The sequence below is a fragment of the Rhizohabitans arisaemae genome (assembly GCF_025996515.1).
In the GTDB taxonomy this organism is placed as follows: domain Bacteria; phylum Actinomycetota; class Actinomycetes; order Streptosporangiales; family Streptosporangiaceae; genus Rhizohabitans; species Rhizohabitans arisaemae.
The window spans coordinates 200,097-219,887 of the sequence record NZ_BLRH01000029.1 but is presented as its reverse complement, the minus strand read 5'-3'; the positions used below and the strand labels follow the sequence as shown (position 1 = coordinate 219,887).

The following is a 19,791-nucleotide window of genomic DNA, read 5'->3' as shown; positions in this document are numbered from 1 at the left end:
CCCGATGCGCCTCTCCCCCGGCTACTACGCCGACGTCCACTCCGCCCTCCGGACCGCCCTCGACGAGCAGGGCCTGGACGGCTTCCTCGCCACGGCGCCCGCCGACGTGGCCTACCTGGTGGGCTTCTTCTACGCCGTCACCGAGCGGCCGGTCTACCTGTGGTTTCCCCGCGAGGGCGAGCCGTTCTGCCTGGTGCCGCAGCTCGACCAGGAGTACGCCGAGCTTCAGCGGATCACGGCCGACATCGCGGTCTACGCCGAGTACCCCGGGGTGGACCCGGCCGAGCAGGTGCTGGCCCGGGAGGTACGGCGGCGCGGCCTGCCCGCGAACCGAATCGGCGTCTCGGGCGGGCTCACCCTGGCCGCGCACCGCAAACTCACCGGCGTGTTCCTGGGAACGGAGTTCCGTACCAGTCCCGCCGTGTCGAACCTCCGGCTGACCAAGCACCCCGAGGAGCTGGCCTGGCACCGGCAGGCCGCCGGGATCTGCGATGAGATGCTGGCCGCGGGCCGCGAGCTGATCGAGGACGCGCTGCGCTCCGGCACGGAACCACCGAGCGAGGGCGACATCGCCCGGCACGTGATCAACTACGGCTCGGACGCGATGTACCAGCGGTACGAGCACGTCATCTACACCACCAAGCTCGCCGGCGGCCTGGTCTACGCCGGGCCCAACTCGGCCCACCCGCACGGCCTGCCCAGCCGGCGCAGGCTGGAGGTCGGCGACACGGTCATCCTCTCCCTGGGCGCCGCCGTGGGCAGCCGCTTCGTGGAGAGCGAGCGGACCTTCGTCATCGGCGAGCCCAGCGCCGACCAGCGGCGCTACTTCGCGGTCGCCGAGGAGGCACAGCGGGTCGGCACGGAGGGCCTGCGGGCCGGACGGACCTGCGCCGAGGTCAACCGGGAGTGCCTGGACGTGATCCGCGGGTACGGGCTCGGCGGCCACATCCGGCACCGCCAGGGCCACGGCATCGGCGTGCAGAACCACGAGCCGCCGTGGGTGGAGGACGGCGACGACACGGTCCTGCGGCCGGGGATGCTGCTCTCCAGCGAGCCCGGGGTGTACGTGCCGGGGCACGGCGGCTACCGCATCTCCGACACGGTGCTGGTGACCGCGGACGGACCTGAGCGGCTCACCGCCTACCCGCGGGGCCTGGACGAGAACGTGATCGCGCCGTGACGACGAGACGGGAGCAGAACAGAGTGGACACCGTGTTCGTGGAGATCAACGGCAACCGGCTCGCCGTGGAGCTCACCGGCCCCGAGGGCGCGCCCGCGATGATCGTGCATCACGGCGCCCCCGGCCTGGGCAGCCGCGCCGAACCACGCCGGTCGTTCGGCCCGTTCGCCGACCGGATGCGGGTGCTGGTCTTCGACGCCCGCGGGTCCGGGGAGTCGGGCGACGCGGAGCCGTACACGCACGCCCAGTGGGTGGCCGACGTGGAGGCCCTGCGCAGGCACTTCGACCTCGGCAAGATCGTCATGGCCGGTGGTTCCTACGGTGGTTTCATCGCGATGGAGTACGCGCTGGCCCACCCCGAGAACGTCTCCGCGCTGATTTTGCGGGACACCGCGGCGAACACCAAGTACGACCACCTCGCGGTGGAGCGGGCCAGGACCACCGACCGGGTGACCATCCCCGAGTGGATCATCGAGCGGATCGGCACCGGGAACTTCACGGGCAACGAGCAGTTCCGGGAGTACTGGCAGGGCATCCTCCCGCTGTACGACCACGACTACGATCCGGCGGTGGTGGCCCGGCGGGTCGCCGAGACGCCGTACCACTACCGGACGCACAACGCGGCGTTCGGGGAGAACATGCCGAAGTACAACCTCACGCCCCGACTGCCGGAGATCTCCTGCCCGGCGCTGGTCGTGGTGGGACGGCACGACTGGCGTACCCCGGTGCCCGCAGCCCAGGAGATCGCCGATCTGATCCCCGCGGGCGAGCTGGTGATCTTCGAGAAGTCCGGCCACTCCCCGCAGCTGGAGGAGCCCGAGCTGTTCCAGAGCGTCGTCCGCGACTTCCTGGCCCGCTCCGGCGTGCTGCCCCCGGAAGCGGATCGGCCGTGACCGCGCCGATCCTGCGGGTGGCGGACCTCACCGTCGAGTTCACGACCGGGGAGGACACGGTCCGCGCGGTGAGCGACGTCAACCTGGAGGTGTACCCGGGCCGGACGCTCGCCGTCCTCGGTGAGTCCGGCTCGGGCAAGTCGGTGACCGCCCAGACCGTGATGGGCCTGCTGGACACCCCGCCGGGACGGATCGTCGCCGGAAGCGTGGTGTTCGACGGGACGGATCTGCTCAAAGCCAAGGAGAAGGTCCGGCGGCAGGTCAACGGCGAGGGCGTCGCCATGGTGTTCCAGGACGCGCTCTCCGCGCTCAACCCGGTGTACACGGTGGGCCACCAGATCGGCGAGTTGCTCCGGGTACGCCGCGGCATGTCCCGGGCCGCCGCGCGCAAACGGGCGATCGAGCTGATGGAGCGGGTGCGGATCCCCGCCGCGGCCCGCCGGGTGGACGACTACCCGCACCAGTTCTCCGGCGGGATGCGCCAGCGGATCATGATCGCGTTGGCGGTCGCGCTGAACCCGCGGGTGCTCATCGCGGACGAGCCCACCACCGCGCTGGACGTCACCGTGCAGGCGCAGATCATGGAGCTCCTCACCGACCTGCAGCGGGAGAACGGGATGGGCCTGGTACTCATCACCCACGACCTGGGCGTGGTGGCCGAGGTCGCCGACGATGTGGCGGTGATGTACGCGGGCCGGATCGTGGAACGCGGCACCGTGCAGGAGCTGTTCGCGAGCGCGGCGCACCCGTACACCAAGGGCCTGCTCCGGTCGATGCCCCGGCCGGACCGGGAGGCCGACGAGCTGTGGGCGATCCCCGGCGCTCCCCCGAGTCTGGTACGGCTGCCGCCGGGTTGTGCCTTCCAGCCACGCTGCGACGTGGCGGTCGAGCTGTGCTCCGTACAACGTCCTGAGTTGACGGCGGTCGCGGCGGGGCGGAGCAGCGCGTGCCACCGGAGGGAGGAGGTGTTCCATGGCAGAGCGTGAGACGGTGCTGGAGGTCGACTCCCTGGTTCGGTATTTCCCGATCCGGACAGGTCTGCTCCAGCGACACAGCGGTGACGTCCGGGCCCTGGACGGGGTGTCGTTCACGCTGGGCCGGGGCGAGACCCTCGGCATCGTGGGCGAGTCGGGGTGCGGCAAGTCGACGCTGGCCCGGACGGTCGTCGGGCTGGACAAGCCGACCTCGGGGAGCGTGCGCTACCGGGGGACGGATGTGCACCGGGCCTCGGGTTCCGCGCTGCGGAAGCTACGCCGCCGGGTGCAGATCGTGCTGCAGGACCCGTACACCTCGCTCAACCCCCGCAAGACCGTCCGGGACCTGCTGACCGAGCCGTTCGAGATCCACCGGGACGTGCTCCCCGGGCCGAAGCGCCTCCCCCGGGTGAAGGAGCTGATGGACCTGGTCGGGCTGAACCCCGACCACCTGGACCGGTATCCGTTCCAGTTCTCCGGCGGCCAGCGCCAGCGCATCGGGATCGCCCGCGCGCTCGCGCTGGAGCCGGAGGTGGTGGTCTGCGACGAGCCGGTCTCCGCGCTGGACGTGTCCGTGCAGGCGCAGGTGGTCAACCTGCTCCGGCGGCTGCAGCGGGAGCTCGGCCTGTCCTACCTGTTCATCGCGCACGACCTGTCGGTGGTCCGGCACATCTCCGACCGGGTGGCGGTGATGTACCTCGGCAAGGCGGTGGAGCTGGGCGATCGGCGGGACGTGTACGACCGGCCCGGGCACCCGTACACCCGGGCGCTGCTGGAAGCCGTGCCGATCCCGGAGCCGGACGGCCGGGACACGCGGCGGCGGACCCTGCTCTCCGGCGACCCGCCGAGCCCGGTGGACCCGCCGTCGGGCTGCCGGTTCCGCACCCGCTGCCCGAAGGCGCAGAGCCTGTGCGCCGAGACCGAGCCGCTGCTGCGGATCGGATCCGCCCCGGCGAGCGAGGTGGCCTGCCACTTTCCCGAGGGCATCCCGTCGTCCCGTGGAACCTGACCCGGCCGCTGACCGTCGATATACCGAAATATCTGGAGGAATCTCTACCATGCAGCCCCAGTCCGCCGCCTATCGCGGCTATGAGGCTTACGGCTATCTCGAACCGGGCGTCGACTACGTCGAGTTCAAGCTGGCCGAGCAGATCGGCCGGGTGCCCGGCTACGACGGCGGACTGTCGGCCGAGCAGTCCGAGCGGGTGGCCAAGATCCTGCGCGAGAACATCGCGATCTCGCTGCACGAGCACGCGGTGGTGCTCCCCGAGGACATCGGCGAGCTGCGCCGCTACAACCGGACCGGTCGGCAGCGCACGGGCTACGAGGGGCTGGCCCGTTCCGGCATGACCGCCGTGTTCGACAACTTCATGGCCGGGGCGTCCTGCGTGACCAGCGAGAACGGCTGGAAGTGGAGCGACATGATCTACGCTCTCGGCTTCCGCCTCGCCGACCTGGCGAAGCAAGACTACGTGTTCCACGCGCTCACCGTGGCCGACATCCACGCGGCCAAGCGGGACGGCAGGATGGCGCTGGTGGCCGGGCTCGAATGCGCCACGATGATCGAGAACGAGCTGGACCGGCTGGACATCCTGTACGGCTTCGGCCTGCGGCAGATCGGCATCGCCTACTCCCAGGCCAACCAGCTCGGCTCCGGCCTCTCCGAACCGGGCGACGCCGGGCTGACCAACTTCGGGCGGCGCGCGGTCGAGCGGATGAACAAGCTCGGCATGGCCATCGACATCTCCCACTCGGGTGACCGGACCAGCCTGGACGTGATCGAGCACTCCAAGGTCCCGGTGTTCATCACCCACGCCGGGGCCCGCGCGGTCTGGCCCACCGACCGGATGAAGCCGGACGAGGTCATCCGCGCCTGCGCCGAACGCGGCGGGGTGATCGGGCTGGAGGCGGCCCCGCACACCACCCTCTCCCCCGCGCACCGGGAGCACTCGCTGGAGTCGGTCATGGACCACTTCGTCTACTGCGTGGACCTGGTCGGCATCGACCACGTCACCTTCGGCCCCGACACCATGTTCGGCGACCACGTGGGCGTGCACACCACCTACGCGGGCAACTACGCGCACGACCGCGAGCGCGACGCCACCCCGGACCACCCGCGCGTCCCCTACGTGGACGGGCTGGAGAACCCGGCGGAGAACTTCACCAACATCGTCGGCTGGCTGGTCACGCACGACTACTCCGACGACGAGATCGCCAAAGTCATCGGCGGCAACACGCTGCGGGTGCTCGATCATGTTTGGTAGCAGCGCCGTGCCCGGAACCCCGATCCGGTGGTCACCGGTGGCCGTGGCCACCCCGACGGCGTCTCACTGACCTTACGAGGAGCGACCATGGGCCGACGCGACACCGCCGTGCAGACGACCCTGCACCGCCTGCGAACGCTGCTCGACGAGAAGTTCCAGCCCGGCGACCGGCTCCCCGCCGAACAGGATCTCGCCGACACCCTGGACGTGAGCCGCGGCACCGTCCGCGAGGCCCTGGGCACCCTCGCCCTGGAGGGCGCGGTGACCCGCCGCTGGGGGGTCGGCACCTTCGTGTCCAGTGCCGGCACCAAGGCGCCCCTCAGCATGTCCAAGATCGTTTCGTTCCGGGACCGGATCCAGGCGGCCGGGCACACCGTCGACCTGGTCTCCGCCTCGTGCGACACCGTGCCCGCCCCGCCGCCCGCCGCGCAAGCCCTCGGGCTGGAACCCCGGCAGCCGATCTGGCTGGTCAAGCGGCTCTTCAACGTGGACGGCGTCCCCGCCTCCTACATGCGGGACCACGTCCCGTTGAAGATCGGCACCGACGACGTGGACCCGAATCCGATGCTCGACGTGGAAACCGACCTGTTCACCTTCCTCGGCCGCGTCGCCCGCTACCCGGCGCTCAGCGCCACCACCGACCTGGAGGCCGTCCTCGCCTCCGACCACGGCGCCGAAGCACTCGGCGTCCAGGCCGGCTTCCCGCTGGCCCGGACCCTGCAGACCGTCTACGGTTACGGCGACGTCCCCCTCGCCTACAGCGTCAGCCTCCACCGCACCGACGTCGTCCGCATCCGCATCACCCGCTGACCCCGTGGCCCCCACGGCACCACCAAGACCACAGGCTCGGTACGGGCTGCGCTGAACCCTCGCTCCGGCTCGCTCCCGCGCTCGGGCGGCCGCAGGCCGTACCCACCTTCGATCCGGACCGGGTACGGGCTGCGCCGGGCCCTTCACACGTCCGGCTCGCCGGCCTCCACCGGAGGCTCGGCCTGTGCCGGGAGGGCCGCGGCGATGCAGTCGAGAACGCGCTCCAGTCCGTGGCGGAACCGGTCGTCGCGGCTCAGGTGCGGCTGGCGGGCCTCTATCACGACCTTGGTGAAGATCGGGTGCTCCCCGCTCGCCAGCAGTTGCCGGACGCGCGGGGAGCTCCGCGCCATCCACTCCGGTTCGCTGACCCCGCTGCGGCGGACCTCTTCGGCCAGGCTGATCTCCTCACGGACGGCGCTTTCGACGTAGCCGTTCAGGATGCCCATGAGGGCGAGGTTCTCGTCGATGGGAACGTGGGCGTCGAGGGCCCCCACCACTCGCTCGATCAGCAGCAGCTGGTTGGGGCCGAAGCTGGGGAGCGACCGGTTCACGGTGACGATCCACGGGTGCCGCAGCCACATCGCCCGCAGCCCGTGGGCGTAGCGTGTGAGGTCGGCGCGCCAGTCGCCGGAGGGCATGCCTTCCACGTCGATCTCGCCCTGCAGCCGGTCGGCGATGAGTTCGATGAGGTCGTCGCGGCTCGGGACGTAGCGGTAGAGGGACATCGCGCCCGCGCCGATCTCGGCGGCGATCCGCCGCATGGTGGCGGCCTCCAGCCCTTCGGCGTCGGCGATCCGGATCGCGGCCTCGGTGATCTGCGCGCGGCTGTAGGCCGGCTTCGGGCCGCGGGCCGGACGCTCGGGGCGCATCCAGATGCTCACGTACTCGGCGTCGGTCACCGTCTCACCCCCTATGGCTGCGTACATGGTACCCAGTGCCACTTGCGTACAAGGTACCCAGTAATTTAACCTGGCCACCATAACCGCGTACAACGTACCCAGTGGAGGCTTGATGGCGGATCCGATCGTGCTCGCGGAGGGACTGCACAAGTCCTTCGGCGGCACCCACGCGCTACGGGGCCTGGACCTGAGCGTCCCCCAAGGAACGGTCTGCGGCGTGCTGGGACCCAACGGCGCAGGCAAGACGACCGCCGTGCGCATCCTGGCGACCCTGTCCGACCCCGATGCCGGGCACGCCCGCATCGCCGGATACGACGTCGTCCGCGAGGCCGACCAGGTGCGGGCCAGAATCGGGCTCGCGGGCCAGTACGCCGCCGTGGACGAGAAACTCACCGGCCGCGGCAACCTGCGCATGTTCGGGCGCCTCTATCACCTGTCCCGGCGTGAGGCGCACCGACGGGCCGACGAGCTGCTCGAACGCTTCGGCCTGATGGACGCCGCCGATCGGCAGGTCACCGGCTACTCCGGCGGCATGCGGCGCCGCCTGGACCTGATCACCAGCCTCATCCTCCGCCCCGAGGTGCTCTTCCTGGACGAGCCGACCACCGGCCTGGACCCGCGCAGCCGCGGCGAGATCTGGGACAGCGTCCGCGAGCTCGTGGCGGAAGGCACCACGGTGCTGCTCACCACGCAGTACCTGGACGAGGCCGACCGGCTCGCCGACGACATCGCGGTCATCGACCACGGGCAGGTCGTCGCCACGGGCACCCCCGACGAGCTGAAGGCCACGATCGGGGACCACCTGGACGTCGTTCTCGAAGACCCCGCCGCGCTACGCCCGGCGGCCGCCGTACTGAACGCCCTGACCGGGACCGATCCCACAATGACCGGCGACGACGGGCTCAGCGTCGCCCTGCCCGGCGGCGCTTTCCGGCTTGCCGGCATCGTGCGTGAGCTCGACCGCGCCGGGATCGCCGCAGCCGACGTACGGCTGCGCCGCCCCACCCTCGACGAGGTGTTCCTGCGCCTCACCGACCGGAAAGAGAACGTCGCATGACCGAGCTTGCCGAGGTCGTCAAAAGGCACAGCACCGAGGTGACCCCGTCGATGGGCCACCGCCTGCGCTGGACGTTCACCGACGGGCTGACTCTCATCGGCCGCGAGCTGGGGCGGTTGCGGCAGGAGCCCGGGGAGCTCATCACCGCGCTGGTCTTCCCGGCCATCATGGTGGTGCTGTTCGGGTACGTCTTCGGCAGCGCGATCGGTGTGCCGGGCGGCGGTGACTACCGCGAGTACCTGATGCCCGGGCTGTTCGCGATGGTGACCTTCTCCGCGGTGATGGCGGTCATGACACGGACGGCCGCCGATGCCTCCCGCGGTGTGATGGACCGGTTCCGCTCCATGCCGATGGCGCGCTTGGCGGTGCCGTTCGGGCAGACCGGCGCCGACCTGCTGACCGGCCTGCTGATGCTGGCCATCATGGTGGGCGCGGGCCTGCTGGTGGGCTGGCAGCCGCACCGCGGCCTGATCCCCACGGCCCAGGCGTTCCTGCTGATGATCGTGCTGCGGTACGCGCTGAGCTGGGTGGGCGTCTATGTGGGCCTGGCGGTGAAGAACGACCAGGTCGCCGACGCGATGGTGCCGCTGTTCCTGCCGTTCACCATGCTGTCGAACGCGTTCGTCCCGACCGAGGGAATGCCGGGGTGGCTGCGGTTCCTGGCCGATTGGAACCCGGTGAGCGCGCTCACCGCCTCCTCCCGGGAGCTGTTCGGCAATCCGGGCGTCCCGTCCGGGGAAGTGGCCTGGCCACTCGCGCATCCGGTGGCCACCGTCCTGCTCTGGTCGGCCGCGCTGCTGGTGGTGTTCGTCCCGCTGTCGATCCGCGCTTACCGGCGCCGGGGACGGTGAAGGCCCGCCACGGCATCCACCAGTGCCTGGGCCGGCAGCCGGCCCGCGTCGAGATGCGGGTCGCGCTGCCTGCGCTGCTCACCCGCTTCCCCACCCTGCGCCTGGCCATACCGGCCGAGGAGGTCGCCCTGCGCCCCGAGACCGCGGACTTCTTCGGGGTGAAAAGCCTGCCTGTCACCTGGGGCACCTGACCGGTGAGGGCCACCGCGCACGCTGAACATCGCATCGGCTCCGGAATGTCCGCGGTGGCAACCGCCACGGCGAGGACCTCACCCCGCGTGAGGTCCTCTGGCGTTTGCGGCCATGCGCTCCAAGGTCGCGATCGTGGTGTGGTAGTCGGACGCGCTCACCCCGTCCATCACCCGGGCACGGACGGCCTGGACCGCGCCGCGCAGCCTGGACAGGGCGGCCGTGCCTCCGGCGGTCAAGGCCAGGCGGCCCTCGGTGTCGGTGTGGACCCACCGCCTCGCGGTCAGTTCGGCCACGACTTCGTGGACGGTGACGGCACCGGTGACCAGGTACGGGCGGAGCGCATCGGCCAGCCCGGCCTCCGGCCGTACCCCCTCCGACAGCGTGGTCATGGCCTGCCAGTGCCGCCGGGCCAGCCCTTCCTCGGCCAGGGTCCGCTCGAACGTCTCCTCAAGGGCGCGGTCGAGCTCCTTGACGTGGTATCCGATCCGCTTGGTCACGGCACACTCCTATCTATATAATCTAAGACAACTATATGTCTTTTATTATACATGGGGGCACCGATGGCCGACCAACCGTTGGAACTGATCGAGCGGGCGATGGTCGCCGTCCGGCGCAGTCAGACTCGCCGCACCCTCTCCCTGGCCGCAGGGGTGACCTCGGCCGGATTCGACGTGCTCGACGTCGTCGAGGCGGCCGAGCAGTCCGGGACCCCGGCGACCGTCGCGGCCGTCGCCGAGGCGCTCGCCGTCGACCAGCCCCGCGCCAGCAAACTCGTGGCGACCGCGGTTCAGGTGGGCCTGGTCCGCAGGCAGGCCGACCAGACCGACGGACGGCGGTCGTTCCTGGTGCTGACGGAGGAAGGCCGCACCGCCGTGGCGGAGATCAGCAGATTTCGCCGCGACGTCTTCGCCGCCGCCATGCGGGACTGGCCGGAGTCCGACCGAGCCGAGTTCGCCCGCCTTCTCCACCGTTTCGTGTCAGCCCTCCCCGCACGACCCTCCCCCACCAACGACCACGCGCCCTGACGGCGTGAGCGCTCCGGCTGAGCCGAGGAGGTCCACCTGTCGAAGCCGCCCGTCAAAGCTAGAGCCGTGATCGAAGTGGCCGGCCGACCGCAGATTCATCCCGGCGACCTGGCTGCACTACTTCGATGGGACCTCATGAGCATCACCACTGAGGAGATCCGCTCGACCGTCACCCGGTACCTCGCCCAGCGCCCGCAGGAGGCCGAGCACCTGGCGCCGTTGACCCGAGTGTTGATACGCGGCGCAGACCTCACCTCACGGAGGGAGTTCGACGGCGGACACTAGCCTTTTGCCATGAGCTGGGACGAAGGACGCCTGCTGGCCCTGGAGATCGATGCGAACTACGGCCTCGCGCCGGATCCGGACTCCCCTCAAGCAGCCCTGAGAGATCCTTCCCTGATCGCCGTATGGGCATGGTCCCCCCGCGCACGTCTCCTGGCACTCGCGCCCGGACTCGCGCTTCCCAGCTCCATCGACAGCATGGAGCAGGAGTACAGCCCTGGCCGTCTACCCGACGCACTTCACTGTCTGGTCGCATCCCTCGACGACCGGACAGTGTCCGTCGAAGGCGGCCCGTGTTTCGTCTTCCCGGACCGTCTCGCCGTCCCAGACTTGACCCCGCTGCCCATCATCGCCTCCACCACCGACGGCCAGCGCACCGCTCGACACCTGATCCGGCCGGACAACTGGCAGCCAGACGAGTGGAACGAACTGATCAACGGCCGCATGGGTGAGTGGGCCATGGCCGTCCACGACCGGGAGCCGGTGTCGATCTGCTTCACACCCGCGTCGAACGCCGCCGCCGCAGAGGCAGGCATCTGGACCCGCCCCGACTTCCGCGGCAAGCGCCTCGCACCGACCGTCGTAGCCGCCTGGTACCAGCGTGAGCACCGCACCAAGACCGTGCTCTTCTACAGCACCACCGCAGACAACCATGCATCCCAATCCGTCGCCCGCACTCTCGGCCTCACCCCACTGGGCTGGATCTGGACCGCACGTTGAACAACAAGCTGAACGATTACCGAAGAGTCGCCCGGCAGTGCGGGCTGGGGAGGCGGGTGGCGTTCCCGGACGCTCCAGTTCCTCCCGGGCCGAAGTTTAAGGTCGAGTTCGACGACGATCCACCGCAGTGCGGAGGTGACGGCTCGCTCTCTCGCGAGCTCCTCTGTGACGGCTGCCGGCTTCTCCTTGCCCCCTGAAGCCTGCCCGCCGCAGGCCATACCAACCCTGGATCAACGCGCGAACCAGCCGATCCGGATGGGTACGGGCTGAGCTCGCCTCTCACCGAGCGCCGGTCGGCAGTCGGACAGCGGCAGGCCGTACCCCTGTGGACGGGTCAGCCGGGTTCGGCTTCGAGGTAGGCGAGGACGGCCATCACCCGGCGGTTCTGGTCCTCCGACGGCGGCAGGCCGAGCTTGGCGAAGATGTTGTTGGTGTGTTTTCCGATCGCCTTGTCGGTGACGAACAGGCGGGCGGCGATCGCCGCGTTCGACAGGCCCTCGGCCATCATCGACAGGACCTCGCGCTCCTTGGGGGTGAGCGCCCCGAGCGGCTCGTCCCGGACCCGGCGGGTGAGCAGCTGGGAGATCACCTCGGCGTCCATCGCGGTCCCGCCCGCCGCCACCCGACGAACCGCCTCGACGAACTGCTCGACGTCGCCGACCCGGTCCTTGAGCAGGTATCCGACCCCACCCGAGCGATCCGAGAGCAGCTCGCGGGCGTAGAGCTGCTCGACGTACTGGGAGAGGATCAAGACTGGCAGACCGGGCAGCCGCCGCCGCGCTTCCAGGGCCGTCTGCAGACCCTCGTCGGTGAACGTCGGCGGCAGCCGTACGTCGATCACCGCAACATCGGGCCGGTGCCGGAGCAGCGCCATCAGCAGTGACGGCCCGTTGTCGACGGCCTCCACCACCTGGAAGCCGTGTGCCGAGAGCAGCCGGACCAGGCCGTCCCGGAGCAGGGCGAGATCTTCGGCGATCACAACACGCACGGGAGCTCCATGGTGAGTTCGGTGGAGCCTTCAGGGGGACTGTCCAGCTTGAGTCTGCCGTCGAACGCCGACAACCGACTCCGGATGCCGTCCAGGCCGGTCCCCCGCGCCGGGTCGGCACCGCCGCGCCCGTCGTCGCCCACGGTCAGCCGGAGCATCCCGGCCGAGTGGCGCAGCCTTACCCATGCTTGGCCGGCCCCGCTGTGTTTGGCCACATTGGTCAGCGCCTCGGCGGCGGCGAAGTACATCGCGGACTCAACCGGCGCGGCCGGACGGGCGGGCAGCACAATGTCCACCTCCACCGGGACCGGGCAGAGCAGAGCGGTGGCCTGAATCGCCCCTGCCAGCCCTCGGTCGGCGAGCACCGGCGGATGGATGCCCCGGACCACATGCCGCAGGTCGGCCAGGGCCTGCCCCGCCGACTCCCATGCCTCGCCCGCCAGTTCCCGCATCCGGTCCGGGTCCTTCTCGCCTTTGATCATGCCGAGGCTCATCCGCATCGCGATCAACCTGGCCTGCGCGCCGTCATGCAGATCTCGTTCGATCCGGCGGAGCTCGGCCGCCAGCGTGTCCACGGCCGCCGCCCGGGACTCGGTCAGCTCCCTGACCCGCTCCGCCAGCGAGGGTTCGCATCCCAGCATCAGGTGCGCCAGCCGTGCCTGAGCCGTATGCAAATACGACGCGGTCATCCACCCGGCGATCATCAGAGCCAGCAGCGACAGAGTGAAGGTGAGGGAGATCGGCCGATCGGGCTCCACCACCCGGACATTCCAGATCACATCAGCCGCGGCCGGAAACGCCGCCAGCAAGATCAAGCAAGCCGGTCCTGCCACGGAATGGACGGCGAGCCAGCCCACCTCACGCCGGATCCCATCCGGCCGGTACGGCCCGGCTCCATGCCGGTCGAGCACCCGGACCGCCCGTCCATGCTGAAAACCGGCAAGGGTGTGGACCATGCCGAGCAACCGGTCGAGCGGCCGGCGATCCAGCCCGGTCAGGTGGGTCAGCCCCGCGTAGATCCCCAGGAGCACAAGGAGCGGCCACGCCGCAAGACCGGTGGCGGCGTTCACCAGCAGCCCCACCACCGGCTCGAACAAACGGCGAATCCTTCTCACCCCGCCAGTCTGCCTGGCCATAGCCACAAAGACAGTAGGCTCAGCCCTACCTCGCAGCGGCCGTCTTCAAGAACCGGCAGCACGGCGAACAGCACCTTCGGCACCGATCAGGGTCATTCACGCATCACTTCATTCATCCTGCCCGTCGAAGGCGGATCACCCCGTCAGGCAGGATGAACGCTCGCGCCCACGCAGCGGCAGCGCGCCGTGAAGACAGTCCCAGAGGCGGCCAACGCACTCATCGCTGATCGTCGACATGATGATCCTGGGCCGGAGTACTCTACTTCTGATCCAGCACGTGGTGACGATGCCAGGGCGGGGGCGGCGATGAGCGCCGAAGACCGGATCGAACGGGCCAGGACGCTCTATGAACAGGCGGTGTTCAGCGGCGACGCCGGCGTGCTGACCGACGCCGAACGGGGCCTGGACGCGGTGGAGGCCGATGCCGCGCTGGCCCGCGGGCGGATCCTGCACGCGCGGTTTCTCAACGAGCGTGCCGTCACCGGTTCGTCACCCGTCGAGGACCCGGACGAACTGCCGTTGTTCAAGCGCGCGATCGAGCTGTACCGGGCGCTGGGCGACGTGCGCGGCGAGGCCGAGGCGTTGTTCTGGATCGGCTGCCTCCATCAGGTCATCCGGCGTGACAACGAGACCGCGGTTCCGGAACTGGAGGAGTCCTGCCGATTGGCGGCGCAGGTCGGCGACAAGCCGACCTGGTCCGAGGCCCTGCGGCACTTGGGCATCGCGGCACACATGGCCGGTCGGCTGGATGAGGCGCGCGAGCGGCTGGAGGAGTCGTCGCGGCTGCGCCGGGAGGTCGGGGCCCTGCCGGGCGTGGCCGCCAACATGGTCGGGCTGGCCTACATCGCCGCCGCCCAGGACCGCCGGGCGGACGCGCTCGCGACGCTCGACAAGGCACACGCCATCGCACAGGCGCATGGCGCCCATGCCATCGTGCGGCAAATCGAGCAGGCGAGAACGGAGATCTAGGCGCGCGATCACACCAGGCACCCAAGCCGCCAACGCCAAGACCAACCACGACCGATACCGACGCCACCTCGACCATCGACCAAGGTCCGCATAACGACCCCAGGCTGGAGTACTAGATCAGTTCTCTCGTCGTATGGGTAGCCCAAGGTGGGTCGGGTGGACCGTCTGGTTGCCGATGCACACCGCCACTTGGCAACCGGAACCCGACCTCGGGCCGCCGCCTTGCCCAATGGTCGCTCCTCCAGGGGCTGATCCGACCGGCCCTTTGGGGACGGTAGGCCTACCCCTACCTCCCAGCGGGCGAAATCCCACCCGGTGGGTGGGTGGAGGCCGATGGAGGACGACGCGCAGCTCGCCGAAGCTTAAGCCATGATCGAAGTGACTGGCTTGACGATGCGATACCGCGACAAGCTCGCGGTCGACGACTTGACCTTCTCCGTGAAACCGGGCATCGTGACCGGGTTTCTCGGGCCCAACGGTGCCGGGAAATCCACCACCATGCGGATGATCCTCGGGCTGGAGGTCCCCGACCGGGGGACGGCGCTCATCGGCGGCACGCCGTACACCTCGGTGAAGACACCGATGCGGATGGTCGGCGCGCTGCTCGACGCGGGCGACGTGCACGGCGGACGGACCGCCGCCGCCCACCTGTGGAGCCTGGCCCGCAGCAACGGCCTGGCTAGGGCACGGGTGGCGGAGGTGCTGGAGACGGTGGGGTTGACCGAGGCCGCGGATCGGCGGATCGGCGGGTTCTCGCTGGGCATGCGGCAGCGGCTCGGGATCGCGGCCGCCCTGCTCGGCGACCCCGGTGTCCTGATGTTCGACGAGCCGATCAACGGGCTCGACCCGGAAGGCATCCGCTGGGCCCGTGAACTGATGCGGCGCCTCGCCGACGAGGGCCGGACCGTCCTGGTCTCCAGCCACCTGATGAACGAAATGGCTCTCACCGCCGACCACGTCGTGGTGATCGGACGCGGCAGGCTGATCGCCGACACCACCATGGTGGAGCTGGCCGAGCGGTACCAGCGGGGTGTCCTGGTCCGGGCGACCGACCAGTGGACGCTCACCGAGGTGCTGCGGTCGGGGGGCGCGACCGTGCGCGAGGAGGACGGCGCACTGTCGGTGAGCGGAATGGACGCAGGCCGGATCGGTGAACTGGCCCTGGCCCGCGGGATCGCGCTCCGCGAACTGACCCCGCGCAACGCCTCCCTGGAGGAGGCCTTCATGGAGCTGACCGAGGACAGCGTCGAGTACACCACGAGGAGGGCCGCCTGATGTGGCACGTGATCGCTTCCGAATGGCTCAAGTTCCGCTCACTGCGGTCGAACCTCTACCTCCTCGCGTCCTCACTGATCTCGATCCTGCTCTGCGTCGGCGTGGCCTACCTGGTCTCCCGAGGCTTCGACGGGCAGAGTGCGGAGGACCGGCTGCGCTTCACCAGCCTCGGTGCCGGTCTGGGCACCGGGCTGCCGGTGGCCTACTTCATCGTGGGGGCGCTCGGCGCACTTTCAATCACCCATGAGCACGCCTCCGGCCAGATCCGTACCAGCCTGACCGTGGTGTCAAAGCGACAGCTCCTCCTGTTTGCCAAGGTTCCGGCGCTGGCGCTGATCACCCTGGTCGCCGGGCAGATCCTGGTGTTCGGCATGCACTTCGCCACGCAGGCCGTCCTGGGCGACCGGGCCGAGCAGGTCGTGGGCGGCGGACGGGCCTTGGGTCCCTCGCTCGGCGATCCGGGGGTGGCGGCCGAACTGCTGACAGCCGGAGCGATCATGCCGCTGATCGCCATGGTTGGGCTGGGTGTGGGCGCGTTGATCCGCTCCACCGCCGGTTCGCTGGTCACCCTCGTCATGATTCTCCTGGTGCTGCCGATCGTGTCCGGCGCGCTGCCGACGCCCTGGCGGTCGCGGATCAGCTCCGTCATGATCGAAAGCCTGCCGACGCAGATCGCCTCCGGTGAAGGGACAGGCGTCTTCGCACTCCTCCTCTCCCCGCTCGCCGCGGCGGCGGCCTTGATCGCTTACCCGGTCGTCGCGCTCACCGCGGGGGCCGTGGCGACAGCCGTCCGGGGCCGCAGGATCCGGCCGCTCGTCGTCGGCGGGCTGATCACCGCCCTGCTGGCCACGGTGATCGCGATTTCGCCGGGCGCCGGCGCCGGCAGCCTGGCCTGGCAGCCGCACCACTCGAGCGTCGAAGTCCCGGTGGCTACCTGACGCTTCTCCGACTCCCTTCGGTACACGAGGTGCGAGCGTTCGCCCACCGGCTGACCAACCCGGCCATTCCGCTCTCGGCCCCCGCCGAGGGCGGTCGCCGTTTCACGACACTGTTCCCCCCGCACCGGTATGGGCAGCGCCGGGCCGATCTTGGGCGTGTCCCCGGACTTGCGGGGCCACGGCCCGTACATCGCCCGAGTGATCCTTGCCGTGTGCACTCCTGCATGTGCGGACGATCACCCCATGCCGGGGTACGGGCTGCGCCGGGCCGATCGCGGCCACGAGGTTCGAGGCCCACGCCGCCTCCGGCCGTACCCGCTTCCGGCATGCGCCTATTCCCGAGGGCACAGACGCCACAGGACCTTGATCGCCCTGTTTGTGCTGCTCAGGGGAGGTCGGGTAATCGGTCTGCCGGAAATCGGTCTCGCCGACGCGAGCGGGGTGACAGGGTTGACCGGTGTCTGTTTCCCGTTGTGACCTGTTGCGTTGGCAGTTCGACCTCACCTGGTCGCTGTTTGAACTGCACCTTGAGCAGCTCAAACCCGAGGATTTCCTCTGGGAGCCCGGCCCGTACTGCTGGACGGTACGGCGGGGGGTCGACGGGATGTGGGTGCCCGACTGGGCGGAGACCGAACCCGACCCGGTGCCGGTCCCCACGATCGGCTGGATCTCCTGGCACATCGGCTGGTGGTGGTCGATCGCCATCGACCACGCGCAGGGCCGGACGCCGCGGAACCGGGTCGAGATCGGCTGGCCCGGCGACGGTCAGGCGGCCATCGAATGGCTCCGCGGCCTGCGCTCGGAATGGCTGGCGGTGCTGAGTCGGCTTAGCGAAGCCGACCTGGACGCCGTAGCCCCCTTCCCCTGGGCGTACGACCCTGAGCACTCTATCGCCCACATGATCGCCTGGGTCAACGCCGAACTGATGAAGAACACCGCCGAAATCGGCCAACTCCGCATCCTCCGCGCAGCCGCCCTCAGCTGACCCGCCACCCGCGAACACCTCAACGCCCTGGCCCCGGCGTGGGTCGCCGCCCCTTACCCAATCCCACTCAAAGCAGCGGCGATACGACGGTGGGCAACCTGCACACGGGTCACCCGGTCAACCCAGGGCGTCGAGGTTTCAGAGATACCTGTCGTTGTCCTTCAGGTGGATCCGACGGTTAACCGTCGGATCGTGTTCACGTGGAGAAGCTCACGAATCTGGTATGTCACCCTTCGCTGCCATGAGCATGATCCGCGGGATCACCACGAGTTTCTCGTCGTGCGCCATGGTCATGCTCGCGGGAAGCCTCGACGCATAGGCGGCCGTGAGATCCCGCCCGACTATCGCGATGTCGCCGTTGTCGAGTTCCCAGATATCCGGACATCCACTGTCCCCACCTGAGCATTCAAGCTCGGCAGCCGACCGTCCGAGTCGACGCTTGAGTGTGGCTGATGGATCCGCCTCCCATGCCCGTGTCATGAATTCTCCTTTCTAAGAAAGTCAGGCACTTCTATCTTTGGCGCTGTTCCCGTCGCCTACCGAGCGAGCAATTCGGTTGCGACCTCGCCGATCGTCCACACCAGGATCTACCCGGCGGAGCAGGCGAGATCCCGGTACTCCTGGCATATCTCGACCGGGCCTTCGCGTCCATCCCTGCCGCCCTGGAGCCGTCTCTCCGCGAGTGAGACGTCGACCAGGTCGAACCCATTCCCGAGCTTGCCGGAAGCGGGACTTTCCCGGAGATCCGGCCGATGTCCGTAACGAACGAATGACTCCGCCGATGAGCGAATCGATGAACGCAGACGATCGGCCCCTCGTTCGTGAGCTGTTCCCTGACCTGATCAACGAGTTGATCGCATGTCTGAGGGAGGAAGAGGAGGAACAGCTCGCCGTCCACGCCTGGGACCTCAGGTTCTACCAAGGGTGTGAATGCCGTGATGACTTCTGTCAGAGCTTCTACACAGCCGAACCCCCGGATGGCGCCTTCGGCCCCGGGCACAGAAACGTGGCCCTTATCCCGGCGAGAGGCGATCTGATCCTGGACGTGGTCAGGGGACGGATCATGTATGTGGAGGTGCTGTACTACCCCAGGCTGCCGCGGTCGGCGAGCTGATCCCATGCCCCCGTGGCGCTTACGCGGTCTGCAACCGTACCCAACGGTGTGGCCACAGGTCCGGAAACAGATCCGGTACGGGCTACACCGGGCCGGTCATCTCGCCCGCCGAGTCCGGTCAGCCCGCGGCGGCCCCGGTGAGCAGCAGCGGCTGGGCGGCGATGCGCAGTTCGTCGCTGAACGGGGTCGGCCGGAACGTGCCGGGGTCGAGGTTGACGTTGACGCGGTACCCCTCGGCGTGAACCGTCGAGCGGTCCGCCGAAAGCACGCGGAAGCCGTACACCCCGCTGGTGTTGCCCAGGCGGTCGATCCAGAAGTGCACCCAGGGTTCGCCCACCCCGGCGATCGGCACGTGGTAGGTCACCTTGAGCTCGCGGACGGCCAGGAACACGTCCTTGAAGGACGATTGGGCGGGGTCGGGGGCCCAGCCGAGCCTGCGCCAGTACGCGGTGATCGCGCGTTCCACGAGCAAGGCATAGCGGGCGTTGTGCAGCAGCCCCATGGCGTCCAGGTCATCGAAATACACCTGAACCGGCTCGAAGTGTCCGCCGTCAATCATGTCAATCCTCCGGGAGCAGTGAGGGATCAGGGCAAAGTCCACGCAGACGGTGGAGTACGGCCCTGCGGGCGTGGCCGAAGGCGTCGCGCCCGTCGAGCAGCTTGGAGTGGGTGACCACCATCTGGCCCAGGGCTTCGATCTCGAAGACGAGTTGATCGGGGTCCACGTCCGGCGAGAGCTCGCCCAGCGCCACCGCCTCCTCCACCAGGCGGCGGATGAACGCCTCCCAGTCGACGAGGGCCTGCGCGACGCGGGTCCGGACCGGGCCGGGGTGATCGTCGAACTCGGACTGGACGGCGCAGAAGAAGCAGCCGCCCGGGAGCACGCGATCGGTGTAGAACGTCATTCGCGCCTCGTGCAGGGCGAACAGCCGTCTGACCCCTCGGGGCGCGGTCAGGGCGGGGGCGATGACGCGCTCCCGCCATTGCCGGACCGCCCACTCCACCGCATCCAGCTGTAGTTCCTCTTTGTCACGCCAATGCGCGAAAAAACCGGATTTGCTGATGCCGATGGTGGCCGCGAGCCGTCCCAGGGACAGGCCGTCCAGCCCTTCGACGGAGGCCAGGCCGACCGCCTGTTCGAGCATGGTTTCGCGACTGCGCAACCCCCGCAACCTGCGCCCGTCCTGTGTCATGCCGCCATACTATATGAACGACCGGTCGTTTATTTAACTCACCGGG

At 69.3% G+C, this 19,791-nt stretch carries 23 protein-coding genes and 1 pseudogene; 17 read left to right on the top strand and 7 right to left on the bottom strand.

The genetic code is table 11. The features are described 5' to 3' along the window. The first annotated feature begins 4 nt into the window (after nucleotides 1-4). From RUR_RS12525 to RUR_RS12500, 6 genes are all read left to right on the top strand, one after another. The gene (locus RUR_RS12525) at nucleotides 5-1,180 is read left to right on the top strand and encodes a M24 family metallopeptidase (protein ID WP_283135170.1); all 1,176 of its coding nucleotides are present in this window, start codon (nucleotides 5-7) and stop codon (nucleotides 1,178-1,180) included. After that, nucleotides 1,177-2,073, top strand: a complete 897-nt coding sequence (locus tag RUR_RS12520) for an alpha/beta fold hydrolase (protein WP_283135169.1) — start codon at nucleotides 1,177-1,179, stop codon at nucleotides 2,071-2,073. The genes RUR_RS12525 and RUR_RS12520 overlap by 4 nt, the downstream gene beginning before the upstream one ends. Beyond that, on the top strand, nucleotides 2,070-3,059 hold the full coding sequence (locus RUR_RS12515) for an ABC transporter ATP-binding protein (RefSeq protein WP_283135168.1): 990 nt from the start codon (nucleotides 2,070-2,072) through the stop codon (nucleotides 3,057-3,059). The genes RUR_RS12520 and RUR_RS12515 overlap by 4 nt, the downstream gene beginning before the upstream one ends. Further along, the gene (locus tag RUR_RS12510; RefSeq protein ID WP_283135167.1) at nucleotides 3,046-4,056 is read left to right on the top strand and encodes an ABC transporter ATP-binding protein; all 1,011 of its coding nucleotides are present in this window, start codon (nucleotides 3,046-3,048) and stop codon (nucleotides 4,054-4,056) included. Before RUR_RS12515 ends, RUR_RS12510 begins: the two co-directional genes overlap by 14 nt. 49 nt (nucleotides 4,057-4,105) lie before the next feature. After that, nucleotides 4,106-5,311: a dipeptidase gene (locus RUR_RS12505; RefSeq protein WP_283135166.1), complete on the top strand. Its 1,206-nt coding sequence runs from the start codon at nucleotides 4,106-4,108 to the stop codon at nucleotides 5,309-5,311. 87 nt (nucleotides 5,312-5,398) lie between these two features. Continuing rightward, nucleotides 5,399-6,121, top strand: coding sequence for a GntR family transcriptional regulator (locus RUR_RS12500; protein WP_283135165.1), 723 nt, complete (start codon nucleotides 5,399-5,401; stop codon nucleotides 6,119-6,121). A gap of 143 nt (nucleotides 6,122-6,264) precedes the next feature. On the opposite strand, the gene RUR_RS12495 is transcribed toward RUR_RS12500, so the two are convergent. Next, the gene (locus RUR_RS12495; protein ID WP_283135164.1) at nucleotides 6,265-7,062 is read right to left on the bottom strand and encodes a TetR/AcrR family transcriptional regulator; all 798 of its coding nucleotides are present in this window, start codon (nucleotides 7,060-7,062) and stop codon (nucleotides 6,265-6,267) included. A 70-nt stretch (nucleotides 7,063-7,132) separates the two neighbouring features. Here RUR_RS12495 and RUR_RS12490 point away from each other — a divergent pair, with 70 nt between their 5' ends. The 3 genes and pseudogenes from RUR_RS12490 to RUR_RS12480 form a co-directional block, all read left to right on the top strand. Continuing rightward, entirely contained in the window at nucleotides 7,133-8,077 is a 945-nt protein-coding gene (locus RUR_RS12490) for an ATP-binding cassette domain-containing protein (RefSeq protein WP_283135163.1), read from the top strand. Next, on the top strand, nucleotides 8,074-8,928 hold the full coding sequence (locus RUR_RS12485) for an ABC transporter permease (RefSeq protein ID WP_283135162.1): 855 nt from the start codon (nucleotides 8,074-8,076) through the stop codon (nucleotides 8,926-8,928). The genes RUR_RS12490 and RUR_RS12485 overlap by 4 nt, the downstream gene beginning before the upstream one ends. Nucleotides 8,929-8,933: 5 nt before the next feature. Further along, nucleotides 8,934-9,119 (top strand): annotated as a pseudogene (locus RUR_RS12480) (cytochrome P450); the annotation flags it as partial. A gap of 78 nt (nucleotides 9,120-9,197) precedes the next feature. Here RUR_RS12480 and RUR_RS12475 read toward each other — a convergent pair. Further along, nucleotides 9,198-9,617 carry a MarR family transcriptional regulator gene (locus tag RUR_RS12475; RefSeq protein WP_283135161.1) on the bottom strand — a complete coding sequence of 140 codons (420 nt, stop codon included), beginning with the start codon at nucleotides 9,615-9,617 and terminating at the stop codon, nucleotides 9,198-9,200. A gap of 63 nt (nucleotides 9,618-9,680) precedes the next feature. Here RUR_RS12475 and RUR_RS12470 point away from each other — a divergent pair, with 63 nt between their 5' ends. The 3 genes from RUR_RS12470 to RUR_RS12460 all read left to right on the top strand — a co-directional run bounded on the left by RUR_RS12470 (nucleotide 9,681) and on the right by RUR_RS12460 (nucleotide 11,147). Then, a complete protein-coding gene (locus tag RUR_RS12470) occupies nucleotides 9,681-10,145 on the top strand; it encodes a MarR family winged helix-turn-helix transcriptional regulator (RefSeq protein WP_283135160.1) in 465 nt (154 codons plus the stop codon). A gap of 135 nt (nucleotides 10,146-10,280) precedes the next feature. Next, on the top strand, nucleotides 10,281-10,430 hold the full coding sequence (locus RUR_RS12465) for a hypothetical protein (RefSeq protein WP_283135159.1): 150 nt from the start codon (nucleotides 10,281-10,283) through the stop codon (nucleotides 10,428-10,430). A gap of 9 nt (nucleotides 10,431-10,439) precedes the next feature. After that, nucleotides 10,440-11,147, top strand: a complete 708-nt coding sequence (locus RUR_RS12460; RefSeq protein WP_283135158.1) for a GNAT family N-acetyltransferase — start codon at nucleotides 10,440-10,442, stop codon at nucleotides 11,145-11,147. Nucleotides 11,148-11,481: 334 nt separating this feature from the next. On the opposite strand, the gene RUR_RS12455 is transcribed toward RUR_RS12460, so the two are convergent. Together RUR_RS12455 and RUR_RS12450 are read right to left on the bottom strand one after the other, a co-directional pair. Continuing rightward, nucleotides 11,482-12,135 carry a response regulator transcription factor gene (locus RUR_RS12455; RefSeq protein ID WP_283135157.1) on the bottom strand — a complete coding sequence of 218 codons (654 nt, stop codon included), beginning with the start codon at nucleotides 12,133-12,135 and terminating at the stop codon, nucleotides 11,482-11,484. Beyond that, entirely contained in the window at nucleotides 12,123-13,232 is a 1,110-nt protein-coding gene (locus RUR_RS12450; protein WP_283135156.1) for a sensor histidine kinase, read from the bottom strand. Before RUR_RS12450 ends, RUR_RS12455 begins: the two co-directional genes overlap by 13 nt. A gap of 345 nt (nucleotides 13,233-13,577) precedes the next feature. Between RUR_RS12450 and RUR_RS12445 the strand changes: the two genes are divergently transcribed. From RUR_RS12445 to RUR_RS12430, 4 genes are all read left to right on the top strand, one after another. After that, nucleotides 13,578-14,240, top strand: coding sequence for a tetratricopeptide repeat protein (locus tag RUR_RS12445; protein ID WP_283135155.1), 663 nt, complete (start codon nucleotides 13,578-13,580; stop codon nucleotides 14,238-14,240). A gap of 369 nt (nucleotides 14,241-14,609) precedes the next feature. Beyond that, a complete protein-coding gene (locus RUR_RS12440; RefSeq protein WP_283135154.1) occupies nucleotides 14,610-15,515 on the top strand; it encodes an ABC transporter ATP-binding protein in 906 nt (301 codons plus the stop codon). Continuing rightward, the gene (locus RUR_RS12435) at nucleotides 15,515-16,453 is read left to right on the top strand and encodes a hypothetical protein (protein WP_283135153.1); all 939 of its coding nucleotides are present in this window, start codon (nucleotides 15,515-15,517) and stop codon (nucleotides 16,451-16,453) included. The genes RUR_RS12440 and RUR_RS12435 overlap by 1 nt, the downstream gene beginning before the upstream one ends. Before the next feature lie 457 nt (nucleotides 16,454-16,910). Beyond that, entirely contained in the window at nucleotides 16,911-17,438 is a 528-nt protein-coding gene (locus RUR_RS12430) for a DinB family protein (protein WP_283135152.1), read from the top strand. A 210-nt stretch (nucleotides 17,439-17,648) separates the two neighbouring features. On the opposite strand, the gene RUR_RS12425 is transcribed toward RUR_RS12430, so the two are convergent. Further along, on the bottom strand, nucleotides 17,649-17,918 hold the full coding sequence (locus tag RUR_RS12425; RefSeq protein WP_283135151.1) for a hypothetical protein: 270 nt from the start codon (nucleotides 17,916-17,918) through the stop codon (nucleotides 17,649-17,651). Nucleotides 17,919-18,231: 313 nt separating this feature from the next. Here RUR_RS12425 and RUR_RS12420 point away from each other — a divergent pair, with 313 nt between their 5' ends. Further along, nucleotides 18,232-18,552: a hypothetical protein gene (locus tag RUR_RS12420; RefSeq protein ID WP_283135150.1), complete on the top strand. Its 321-nt coding sequence runs from the start codon at nucleotides 18,232-18,234 to the stop codon at nucleotides 18,550-18,552. Nucleotides 18,553-18,670: 118 nt separating this feature from the next. On the opposite strand, the gene RUR_RS12415 is transcribed toward RUR_RS12420, so the two are convergent. Both RUR_RS12415 and RUR_RS12410 read right to left on the bottom strand, forming a co-directional pair. Continuing rightward, nucleotides 18,671-19,111: an acyl-CoA thioesterase gene (locus RUR_RS12415; RefSeq protein ID WP_283135149.1), complete on the bottom strand. Its 441-nt coding sequence runs from the start codon at nucleotides 19,109-19,111 to the stop codon at nucleotides 18,671-18,673. 1 nt (nucleotide 19,112) lies between these two features. After that, complete coding sequence (locus tag RUR_RS12410) at nucleotides 19,113-19,745, bottom strand: TetR/AcrR family transcriptional regulator (RefSeq protein ID WP_283135148.1); 633 nt, start codon at nucleotides 19,743-19,745, stop codon at nucleotides 19,113-19,115. Between the last annotated feature and the right edge of the window lie 46 nt (nucleotides 19,746-19,791).

Coding starts and splice junctions, on each gene's coding strand:
- RUR_RS12460 (WP_283135158.1), top strand. CDS start 10,440: ATGAGCTGGGACGAAGGACGCCTGCTGGCCCTGGAGATCGATGCGAAC.
- RUR_RS12525 (WP_283135170.1), top strand. CDS start 5: ATGCGCCTCTCCCCCGGCTACTACGCCGACGTCCACTCCGCCCTCCGG.
- RUR_RS12510 (WP_283135167.1), top strand. CDS start 3,046: ATGGCAGAGCGTGAGACGGTGCTGGAGGTCGACTCCCTGGTTCGGTAT.
- RUR_RS12485 (WP_283135162.1), top strand. CDS start 8,074: ATGACCGAGCTTGCCGAGGTCGTCAAAAGGCACAGCACCGAGGTGACC.
- RUR_RS12500 (WP_283135165.1), top strand. CDS start 5,399: ATGGGCCGACGCGACACCGCCGTGCAGACGACCCTGCACCGCCTGCGA.
- RUR_RS12470 (WP_283135160.1), top strand. CDS start 9,681: ATGGCCGACCAACCGTTGGAACTGATCGAGCGGGCGATGGTCGCCGTC.
- RUR_RS12440 (WP_283135154.1), top strand. CDS start 14,610: ATGATCGAAGTGACTGGCTTGACGATGCGATACCGCGACAAGCTCGCG.
- RUR_RS12445 (WP_283135155.1), top strand. CDS start 13,578: ATGAGCGCCGAAGACCGGATCGAACGGGCCAGGACGCTCTATGAACAG.
- RUR_RS12415 (WP_283135149.1), bottom strand. CDS start 19,111: ATGATTGACGGCGGACACTTCGAGCCGGTTCAGGTGTATTTCGATGAC.
- RUR_RS12465 (WP_283135159.1), top strand. CDS start 10,281: ATGAGCATCACCACTGAGGAGATCCGCTCGACCGTCACCCGGTACCTC.
- RUR_RS12435 (WP_283135153.1), top strand. CDS start 15,515: ATGTGGCACGTGATCGCTTCCGAATGGCTCAAGTTCCGCTCACTGCGG.
- RUR_RS12505 (WP_283135166.1), top strand. CDS start 4,106: ATGCAGCCCCAGTCCGCCGCCTATCGCGGCTATGAGGCTTACGGCTAT.
- RUR_RS12410 (WP_283135148.1), bottom strand. CDS start 19,745: ATGACACAGGACGGGCGCAGGTTGCGGGGGTTGCGCAGTCGCGAAACC.
- RUR_RS12490 (WP_283135163.1), top strand. CDS start 7,133: ATGGCGGATCCGATCGTGCTCGCGGAGGGACTGCACAAGTCCTTCGGC.
- RUR_RS12420 (WP_283135150.1), top strand. CDS start 18,232: ATGAACGCAGACGATCGGCCCCTCGTTCGTGAGCTGTTCCCTGACCTG.
- RUR_RS12425 (WP_283135151.1), bottom strand. CDS start 17,918: ATGACACGGGCATGGGAGGCGGATCCATCAGCCACACTCAAGCGTCGA.